Annotated in this window: 9 protein-coding genes; 4 read left to right on the top strand and 5 right to left on the bottom strand. The window is 73.1% G+C overall.

Translation table 11 applies throughout. From position 1 onward, the window contains the following. From AVP42_RS09690 to AVP42_RS09670, 5 genes are all read right to left on the bottom strand, one after another. Positions 1-1,017: serine/threonine-protein kinase (locus AVP42_RS09690; RefSeq protein WP_067948475.1), on the bottom strand; the 1,017-nt coding region annotated here is incomplete at its 3' end. 47 nt (positions 1,018-1,064) lie between these two features. Further along, the gene (locus AVP42_RS09685; RefSeq protein ID WP_067948473.1) at positions 1,065-1,904 is read right to left on the bottom strand and encodes an exodeoxyribonuclease III; all 840 of its coding nucleotides are present in this window, start codon (positions 1,902-1,904) and stop codon (positions 1,065-1,067) included. Positions 1,905-2,012: 108 nt separating this feature from the next. After that, a complete protein-coding gene (locus tag AVP42_RS09680) occupies positions 2,013-3,542 on the bottom strand; it encodes a cell wall-binding repeat-containing protein (protein ID WP_082847143.1) in 1,530 nt (509 codons plus the stop codon). A gap of 135 nt (positions 3,543-3,677) precedes the next feature. Continuing rightward, complete coding sequence (locus tag AVP42_RS09675) at positions 3,678-4,193, bottom strand: DUF6328 family protein (protein ID WP_067948469.1); 516 nt, start codon at positions 4,191-4,193, stop codon at positions 3,678-3,680. A 56-nt stretch (positions 4,194-4,249) separates the two neighbouring features. Next, on the bottom strand, positions 4,250-4,621 hold the full coding sequence (locus tag AVP42_RS09670; protein WP_067948467.1) for a hypothetical protein: 372 nt from the start codon (positions 4,619-4,621) through the stop codon (positions 4,250-4,252). Between the two features lie 99 nt (positions 4,622-4,720). Here AVP42_RS09670 and AVP42_RS09665 point away from each other — a divergent pair, with 99 nt between their 5' ends. The 4 genes from AVP42_RS09665 to fgd are packed head-to-tail and all read left to right on the top strand — an operon-like array spanning position 4,721 to position 8,389. Beyond that, positions 4,721-5,509, top strand: coding sequence for a coenzyme F420-0:L-glutamate ligase (locus tag AVP42_RS09665; protein WP_067948465.1), 789 nt, complete (start codon positions 4,721-4,723; stop codon positions 5,507-5,509). Between the two features lie 53 nt (positions 5,510-5,562). Continuing rightward, a complete protein-coding gene (locus AVP42_RS09660; protein ID WP_082847142.1) occupies positions 5,563-6,561 on the top strand; it encodes a TIGR03557 family F420-dependent LLM class oxidoreductase in 999 nt (332 codons plus the stop codon). Beyond that, a complete protein-coding gene (locus AVP42_RS09655) occupies positions 6,558-7,367 on the top strand; it encodes an NTP transferase domain-containing protein (protein WP_082847141.1) in 810 nt (269 codons plus the stop codon). Before AVP42_RS09660 ends, AVP42_RS09655 begins: the two co-directional genes overlap by 4 nt. After that, positions 7,364-8,389 carry a glucose-6-phosphate dehydrogenase (coenzyme-F420) gene (gene fgd, locus AVP42_RS09650; RefSeq protein WP_067948461.1) on the top strand — a complete coding sequence of 342 codons (1,026 nt, stop codon included), beginning with the start codon at positions 7,364-7,366 and terminating at the stop codon, positions 8,387-8,389. The genes AVP42_RS09655 and fgd overlap by 4 nt, the downstream gene beginning before the upstream one ends. Positions 8,390-8,433 lie beyond the last annotated feature (44 nt).

The raw sequence follows: 8,433 nt of genomic DNA, 5'->3' as shown, positions 1-8,433 counted from the left end.
GACCGGCGCCGTCGGTGCGCCGCCGACCCGGGTCGCGGGCAGCACGCGCGTGTCGCCGAGCGACCCGGGCGGGTGCGTGAGCGCCGTCGCCGCGGTCGCCGCCGACGCGTCGCCGCCGGGGGAGGCGTCGGAACGCACGCTGATGTCGAGGGTCTGCGCCGCGAGCGCGACGTCGAGCGCCGTGGGCCGGTCGGCGGCGGCGCGGGCCGTCATCGCGGTGAGCAGGTCGACCCAGTCGGGGCCGAGCGTCGAGGGGACCTCGGGGTTGCGCACGAGACGTGCGCTCGCCGACTCGAGGGCGGGCCCCGGGAACGCCTGCACCCCGGTCAGCGCCTCGAGCATCACCAGACCGAGCGAGTAGATGTCGGCCGCGCTGCCGAGCGCCTCGCCGCGGACCTGTTCCGGACTGAGGTAGCCGGGCGTGCCGATGATGCGGCCGGTCGCGGTGAGGCGCGACTCGTCGAGCAGCCGCGCGATGCCGAAGTCGGCGAGCTTGGCGTTCCAGCGCCGCGTCGGCAGGTGCGCGGGGGCGAGGAGCACGTTGGCCGGCTTCACGTCGCGGTGCACGATGCCGCGCGAGTGGATGACGTGGAGGCCCTCCGCGAGATCGGCGAGCATCCGTGCCGTCTCCTCCCGGGCGATCGGGCCGGAGCGCAGGATCTCGCGCAGGTCCCGGCCCTCGACGAGCTCCATCACCAGGAACTCCCGATGGGTCACGGGATCCTTCGCGGCGTCGTAGAGGGTCACCAGCGACGGATGCGTCAGGCTCGCCAGCAGCGCCGTCTCCGACTTGCGCCGATCGGCGTCGTCGATGCCCTCGGTCGACGGCGAGAACACCTTGACCGCCACGCGCCGGCCGAGCGCGAGGTCGTCGGCGCGGTAGACCGCGGCCATGCCGCCGCGGCCGATGAGCCCGTCGATGCGGTATCGGTCATCGAGGACGGCGTCGAGCAGCGGATCCGCCGTGCCGGCGGCCGACGGCACCGGCTCGGGGAGGTGTTCGGTGGGGGAATCCATCAACAGGAAGGGTAGCCCCGATGGCTGGGAGCGCTACGGGGTTGCGTTCACCCGAAGATCATCGGAACGTCCTCGTCCTCCTCGGCGAGGTCGAGGTCGACGAGCACGGGCACGTGGTCGCTGGGGCCGTCGCCCTTGCGTTCGTTGCGGTGGATCGAGGCATCCGTCACCGCATCGGCGAACGCGCGGGAACCGAGGATGAAGTCGATGCGCATGCCCTCGTTGCGCGGGAACTTGAGCTGCTTGTAGTCCCAGTACGTGTAGCCCGTCGGCACGATGGGGCGGACGACGTCGACCACCCCGGCCTGCTCGAGCGCCGCGAACGCGGCCCGCTCGGCCGGCGACACGTGGGTGGTCAGGCCCTCGACGACGACCGGATCGCCGTTGTCGTCGTCGGTCGGCGCGATGTTGAAGTCGCCCATGAGCGCGAACGGGCGCTCGGGATGCGCCGCGGTCTCGGCCCGGGTGTGCTCGGCGAGTGCCGCGAGCCAGTCGAGCTTGTAGACGTAGTGCGGGTCGCCGAGCGACCGGCCGTTCGGCACGTACAGGCTCCAGAGGCGGACCCCGTCGACCGTGGCGCCGATCGCGCGCGCCTCCTTCGGCAGGTCGGGACCCTCCTGGCCCTTCAGGAAGCCCGGCATGCCGGGGAACTCGATCGCGACGTCGTCGATGGGTCGGCGGCTCGCGATCGCGACGCCGTTCCACTGGTTCAGGCCGTGGATGGCGAGCTCGTACCCCGCCGCCTCGAACGCCTCGTGCGGGAACTGCTCGCGCGTGCACTTGATCTCCTGCATCGCGAGCACGTCCACGTCCTCCCGCACCATCCAGTCGACGACCCGGCCGTAGCGGGTGCGGATCGAGTTGACGTTCCAAGTGGCGATGCGCATGGGTTCCAGCCTAGGGTCGCGCGGCGACGGCCCGTGCCGGCGGGAACGACGACGGGCGCGCCTCTCCGTGGAGGCGCGCCCGTCGCGATCAGGTGCGGACCGGCTCGATCAGCAGGCCCGGAACGGCTGCCAGTTGCCGTAGTACAGCGGCTGGTAGTAGCCCATGACGAACGCCTCGTAGACGCCCAGGTAGTCGATCAGGCCCCGGGTCTCCGCGGTCGTGCACGTGTCGGGCGTGATGAACAGCGGCGCGCCGACCCAGCCGGCCAGCGGCGCGGCCGCGAGCGCGTCGGGGAAGTTCGATCCGCTCGCGAGGAACGCGTAGATCGCCCAGCTCCCGTCCCAGACCGCGGTCGCGATGGCGTCCGCGGTCGCGTAGCGGGTCGCTCCGCCGAAGCGCTCGAGCCACTCCACGGAGGCGATCGACCAGATGCCCGACTCGATCCCCTTCGACACGGCACCGGTACCGCCCGCGATGCCGACGGACGCCGCGCCGAGGTTCGTGATGGCCGTCCGCGACGCGGCGTCCAGCGAGGTCGCGGTGCCGGGCAGGATCAGCACGGGGATGTCGGCGGCCGCAGCGGCGCCGCTCGCCGAGAGCGCGTCGGGGAAGTTCAGGCCCGAGGCCACCCAGACGGCGTCGGAGGTCCCGAAGGCGCCCGCGACGATCTTGCGGGAGGTGTCGTAGCGGTCGGTGCCCGCATAGCGCTGGAAGCTCGGGGCGAGCGTGCGCAGCGTCTTCTCCACGTTCGCCGACACCGCGCCGGTGCCGCCGGCGACGTAGATCTTCGCCGGCTTCAGCCGCTTCAGCTCGTCGAGCACGACCGTCGGGATCCCGGTGCCGGGCACGAGCAGGAGCGGCCCACCGCAGTGTGCGGCGGCCGGACCGGCGCTCAGGGCGTCGGGGAAGGCGAGGCCGTTCGCGATCCAGACGCACGCCACGCCCTCGTCGAACGCGGACTGCGAGGCGGCGACGGAGGTGGCGTAGCGGTCGGCTCCCGCGATGCGGTCCTTGAGGAGCGGCTCGAGCTCCTCGTTGATGCCGGTGCGCGCCTGGCCGTCGGCGACGATGACGTGCTCGGCCCATGCGACCACCTGGGCGTCGCGGTAGAACTCGGGCAGGCCCTTCGGCGTCGCGGCGGTGTCGTAGGCGAGGAGCAGGTACTCCCCGGCGGGAAGGCCGCTCAGGGTGTACGCGCCGTTCGCAGCGGTCGTGGCGGTCGCGACGAACTCGTAGTCGTCGATCCCGGCGTCGTACCGGTGCGCGTCGATCGCGCCCGTGCTGAGCGGATACCCGCCGACCCCGGCCGACCAGTACGTCAGGACGCCGCTGATGCTCGCGGTGCCGTTCGCCTCGGTGGTCGTGGCCTGGGCCGCCCGGAGACCGGCTCCGCCGGGGGTCGGGGAGGACTCGAGGAACGCGAGCGGCGAATCCGCGGCCACCTTGGCGCGGAGGCCCTCGGGAATCGCCGACGAGTCATCGACGGTCGAGTCGGCGGACGTCGCATCGACGAGGGGAGGAGCGGTCAGGTCGGCGGTCTCATCGGCGTGGGCCGGCGCGATGCCGGTTCCGAGGAGGGCCAGGGCGGCGACGAGCACGGCGGCGCGACGCATCCCGGCCATGGGCGCAGGGGCCATGGAGGGTCCGTTCGGGTCAGGGTTGGAGGGCGATCCGGACGGACCGCCAGCCAATGTTAGGGGTCGCGAGCCGCAGCACCGGAGTCCCCGAACGGGGGACGCGCGCGAACGCCGCGAGCGTGAGCGGAAGGCGCGTCAGCGCTGCTTCGGCTCGCGCTTGCCGATGCGCGGCACCACGATCCAGAAGACGAGCAGCAGCACGAGCGAGACGCCGCCCGCGATCCACCCGGCCTCCTGGTTCACGGCCACGTCGAAGATGAGCATCGCGACGCCCGCGGCCACGAGCGAGACCACGACGAGCAGCGCGAGCAGCAGCACGTTGGCGATGCGCACGACCCTTTCCTTCTGCTTCTGGCCGCTGAGCTCCCGGTGCAGGATCACGGGCGCGAGCCCGAGCATGGTCGCCGTCGTCGCGAGGACCACGAGCACCAGGTAGAGCGTGACCTCGTGCCGCTGCAGGTCGGCGAACTTGGGCTGGAAGGCGACCGCCAGCAGGAAGCCCGTGATCAGCTGGGTGCCCGTCATCACGACGCGCAGCTCCTGCAGGATGTCGTTCCACTTCCGGTCGAGGCGCTGCCCGGGCGTCTCGTTGCGCAGCTCCCGCGGATCGCCCTGCTGCGTCAGCCCGTCGGCCCCGAAATCAGTCGTCATGAAGCGGATGCTACTGCCGCGGCATCCGCTCGGCACAGGCCCTTGTACTCGGTACGTCAGCCCGAGATCGGGCGCACGCCCGACGAGCTGATCGACGCGCCGATCCAGAACGCCGCGATCATCAGGACGAGGCCGACGAGCGGCACCCAGAACGCGATGCGGCGCAGCACGAGCAGCACGATCGATCCGACGAGCGCGAGGAACCCGACGAGGACGACGCCGCCGACCGCGGTGAACGCGCCCGTGGTCATCACGTCGTAGTCGCACGTCGACGACGCGCCGCAGGAGTCGCCGCCGAACGCGAGCAGCAGGAACGCGAAGAACCCGAGGAGCAGGCCGCCGCCGACCAGAAGCACCAGCAGCACGATCGTCAGCACGAGGTCCCACACGATCACCGGGCGCCGCCCGGGCGCGGTCGTCTCGACCACTGGTCCACCTCCCGCGGCGCTCGCCGGCGGAGCGCCTCGTGCGCAGTCTGACAGCGCCCGCCGCCTGCTGCCAAGATGTGGGGAGGGCCGACGGGAGGGATGCACGTGCGGTACAGCATCGAAGGCGTCGAGGGGCTGCCCGAGATCACGGAGGGCGACGACCTCGCGGCGCTCATCGTCGAGGCGCTGCCCGAGCCCCTCGCCGACGGCGACATCCTCGTCGTGACCTCGAAGATCGTCTCGAAGGCCGAGGGTCGCGTGGTGCGCGCGGACGACCGCGAGCAGGCGATCACCGACGAGACGGTGCGCGTCGTGGCGACCCGCCGCACGGGCGACTCGGTCACCCGCATCGTCGAGAACCGCCTCGGCGTCGTGGGCGCAGCCGCGGGGGTCGACGCGTCGAACGCCCCCGAGGGCACGGTGCTGCTGCTGCCGGTCGACCCCGACGCGTCCGCTCGCTCGCTCGCCACCGGCATCCGTGCCCTCACCGGCGCCCGCGTCGGCGTGCTGCTGTCCGACACGCTCGGCCGGGCGTGGCGCGAGGGCCAGACCGACATCGCGATCGGCGCGGCCGGCGTGCACGTCTTCGACGACCTCCGAGGGCAGACGGACGCCACGGGCAAGCCGCTCGCCGTCACGATGCCGTGCGTCGCCGACGAGCTCGCGGGCGCGGCCGAGCTCGTCAAGGGCAAGGCCGCCGGCGTACCCGTCGCGGTCGTGCGCGGACTCGGACGCCTCGTCGGCGACCTCGACCTGCCGGGCGCCCGCACGATCGTGCGGCCCGCCGACCGCGACCTGTTCCGGCAGGGTGCCGACGAGGCGTACGACGAGGGCTACCGGGCCGGATTCGACGAGGCCCAGGCCGAGGGGCCGCTGCGCGGCGCCTGAGCGGATCCCGCCGATCGGGTGTCCCCGCCTCGCAGTCGGGGCAGGATGGAGGGGTGCCAGTCCGAATCGGCTACGCCGCGATGCTCGAGCAGTTCGCTCCGTCCGAGGCGATCGCGTACGCCGAACTCGCGGAGCGGCACGGCTTCAGCGGCGTCATGGCGACCGACCACTTCCAGCCGTGGCTGCCGCAGCAGGGGCAGTCGGGACACGTGTGGAGCGTGCTCGGCGCGGTGGGCGCGCGCACGACCGGCGACTTCGGCCCGGGCGTGACGACGCCGACGTTCCGCACGCACCCGGCGGTCGTCGCGCAGGCGAGCGCGACCCTCGCGTCGATGTACCCCGGCCGGCACTGGCTCGGCATCGGATCGGGCGAGGCGCTCAACGAGCACGTCGTCGGCGAGTACTGGCCCGAGGCGCACGAGCGCATCGCGCGCATGTTCGAGGCCGTCGAGGTGATCCGCAAGCTCTTCACCGCGTCGATCGCGGGCCGCGAGGTCCGGCACCACGGGCCGCACTTCCGGCTCGAGACGACCCGGCTCTGGACGATGCCCGAGGTCGCCCCGCCCATCCTCGTCGCGACGGCCGGGCCGGTCACCGCTCGCCGTGCGGGCAAGGTCGCCGACGGGCTCATCACGACGGGTGCGCCGTACGACCGGCTCGCGGCCCTCGTCGCGCGCTTCGCCGAGGGCGCCCGCGAGTCCGGACGCGACCCGAGCACGCTGCCCCGCGTGCTGCAGCTGCACGTGTCGTGGGCGCCGACCGACGAGGAGGCGATGCGCAACGCGCTGACCGAGTGGCCGATCGGCGGCATGCGCTTCTCGCGCAGCGACATCCGCTCGCCCTTCGAGTTCGAGCAGCTCGCCCGCACGGTGCGACCCGAGGACTTCGAGGGGCGCATGCTCGTGACGGCCGACCCCGACCTGCACCGGGCCCACATCCAGCGTCACCTCGACCTCGGCTTCGACCGCATCTACCTGCACAACGTCGGCCGCAACCAGGCCGAGTTCCTCGAGGTGTTCGGTCGCGACGTGCTCCCGGGGCTGCGCGCGTGAGCGGCATCGGGCGAGCGGATGCCGCGGGCTGGACCGTCGTCGTGCCCGTGAAGTCGCTGAGCGGGGCGAAGACCCGGCTCGCGCCCGAGCTCTCGCCGGCGGAGCGCGCGGCGCTCGCCCGCGCGTTCGCGCTCGACACCGTCGACGCGGCCGCCGCCGCCGAGCGCGTGACCCGTGTCGTCGTCGTGTCCGACGAGCCCGCGATCGAGCTCGCCCTGCGCGAGACCGTCGGCGTCGACGTGGTCCCGGAGGTGGGGCCGCGCGGCCTGTCCGCCGCGATCGCGCACGGCGTCGCCGTCGCCCGCGCCGGCCTGCCGGGATCTCGTGCGGAGAACGGGGCATCCGTCGGCGTCGAAGACCCCGTCTCTGCGCGAGACGCGCGCGGTGTGGCGGTGCTGCTGGGCGACCTGCCGGCGATGCGCAGCCGCGACCTGGATGCGGCGCTCGAGGTCGCGGCGCGGCATCCGCTCGCCTTCGTGCCCGACGCCGAGGGCACCGGCACCACCCTCGCGAGCGCCCGCGCCGGGGAGGAGCTCGTCGCACACTTCGGCGCCGACTCCGCCGCCCGGCACGCCGCCGCCGGATTCGTCGACGTCGTCGCGGAGCACCCCGGGGCCGTCGCGCCCGGGCTCCGCCGCGACGTCGACACGGCCGCCGAGCTCGCCGAGGCCGTCGCGCTCGGCACCGGCCCGCGCACCGCTTCGGTCGTGCGCACCCTCTCCGACCTCGCCGGGGCGCCCGCGCCGCGGCGTCCGTTCGACCCGCAGGCCACGCCGGCCCGCGCAGACAGGAAGGCAGCATCGTGACCCTGACCCTCGGATACAAGGCCAGCGCCGAGCAGTTCGACCCGCGCGAGCTCGTCGAGATCGCCGTCGCCGCCGAGGCCCACGGCATGGAGTCGGTGTGGACGAGCGACCACTTCCAGCCATGGCGGCACACCGGCGGGCACGCGCCGTTCTCGCTCACCTGGATGGCCGCGGTCGGCGAGCGGACCTCGACCGTGAAGATCGGCACGAGCGTGATGACGCCGACGTTCCGGTACAACCCCGCCGTGCTCGCGCAGGCGTTCGCGTCGCTCGGCGTCATGTACCCGGACCGGGTCATCGCCGGCTTCGGCACGGGCGAGGCGCTCAACGAGATCGCGACCGGGTTCCGCGGCGCGGGCGAGCAGGACTGGCCGGAGTTCCGCGAGCGGTTCGCGCGCCTGCGCGAGTCGGTGCGGCTCATGCGCGCGCTGTGGAACGGCGAGCGCGTGAACTTCGAGGGCGAGTACTACTCGACCCACGACGCCTCCATCTACGACAAGCCCGAGGGCGGGGTCCCCGTGTACATCGCCGCGGGCGGGCCGACCGTCGCGAAGTACGCCGGGCGCGCGGGCGACGGCTTCATCTGCACGTCCGGCAAGGGTGCCGAGCTCTACGTCGACCAACTCATCCCCGCCGTCAAGGAGGGTGCCGAGGCCGGCAAGCGCGACTACGACGCGATCGACCGGATGATCGAGATCAAGCTCTCGTACGAGGAGGACGAGGACGACGCGCTCGAGAACTGCCGGTTCTGGTCGCCGCTGTCGCTGTCGAAGGAGCAGAAGCACGACATCACCGACCCCGTCGAGATGGAGCAGGCGGCCGACGCGCTCCCGATCGAGGAGATCGCCGGCCGCTGGATCGTCGGCAGCGACCCCGACCAGGTCGTCGAGGAGATCGGGCAGTACCTCGACTGGGGCTTCAACCACCTCGTCTTCCACGCGCCCGGACACGACCAGCGACGGTTCCTCGAGCTGTTCGAGCGCGACCTCGCGCCGCGCCTGCGCGCCCGCGCGGGCGCGTGACCCCGACGGACGCCTGACCGCGGCGCCCGCCTGACCCCGACGGG

This window comes from Agromyces sp. NDB4Y10 (assembly GCF_001620055.1).
GTDB classification, from domain to species: Bacteria; Actinomycetota; Actinomycetes; order Actinomycetales; family Microbacteriaceae; genus Agromyces; species Agromyces indicus.
The sequence above is the reverse complement of the archived record's forward strand: the minus strand, read 5'-3'. Positions and strand labels throughout refer to the sequence as shown.